Annotated in this window: 1 pseudogene; it reads left to right on the plus strand. The window is 40.0% G+C overall.

Annotated elements, in window-relative coordinates:
* Positions 1-176 precede the first annotated feature (176 nt).
* A pseudogene (locus L696_RS0117435) lies at positions 177-1,062 on the plus strand (phage terminase large subunit); the annotation flags it as partial.

Raw genomic sequence — 1,062 nt, forward strand, 5'->3', positions numbered from 1 at the left:
AGGGGATCTTCTATTTGTAGAAACGGAGCCGCCAGCAAAGGGTGCAGAAATTTTTGTGATGATTTTATAGTGAATTTGAGAAAGGAGTTATACCTATTGAAACGATAAAGCAAGAAGAGCAACGACAAGCTGAACTGCTTAAACAGTATATGGAGAAGCATTTTAAGCCACCAAAAATGAAACAATTGATCGAAACGTTCTCTTTTTCTGAACTTCGCAAGCTAATCGGTGAAATGGACATTGAATTTTTCGCCTTGGCCTATTTCCCTAAATATTTTGATCGAGTATTTGGCAAGTTTCACAAAGAGTTATTTTCAGAGTTAAAGCATATGCTTGCGAATACAGGACTAATTACAGCTTTCGGACTCCCAAGAGAGCATGGAAAGTCGACAATCAGTTCTTTTTTATTTCCGCTGTATGCCACACTTTATGATAAATCTCAGTTCACACTGATCATACCAGCAACAGAACAAATTGCATTGCCCTTCTTGGACATGATCAAAGATGAGCTAGAAACAAATCAGATGCTGATTGAGGATTTTGGGATTCGTAAAGGGAGCCGCTGGAACAACAATGAGATTTGGCTGAAGAGTAAAGGTGGACTGGATTCCTGCATTATGATTCGTGGCATAGATGGCAGCTTGAGAGGTATTCACTATAGGCACCATCGTCCTACACTAGTTCTAATGGATGATTTGCTTAAGGAGGATACTGCTCGATCTGAAGCTAAACGAGAACAGATTAAAAATACATTTACGGATGTCATTCTGCCTATCGGAACAAGGGACACCAATATACTGATCTGTGGAACGATTCTCAACGAAGAAGATATCATGGCTGATCTGCTCAAAGGGAAGATACCAGGTGTGAGAAGTGTCCGTAAAGCAGCCGTGCTTCGGTTTTCAGAACGAGATGATTTATGGTCAGAATGGGAGCGACAATATAATAATCTCCAAGACGAGGATAGGATCAATACTGCCTTGTCTTTTTTTATGGCTCACGAAAAAGAAATGCTAGAGGGTACGAAAATCCTGTGGAGCGAGTATTTGGACTATTATTATT

It is taken from the genome of Paenibacillus maysiensis (assembly GCF_000520815.1).
Taxonomy (GTDB): Bacteria; Bacillota; Bacilli; order Paenibacillales; family Paenibacillaceae; genus Paenibacillus; species Paenibacillus maysiensis.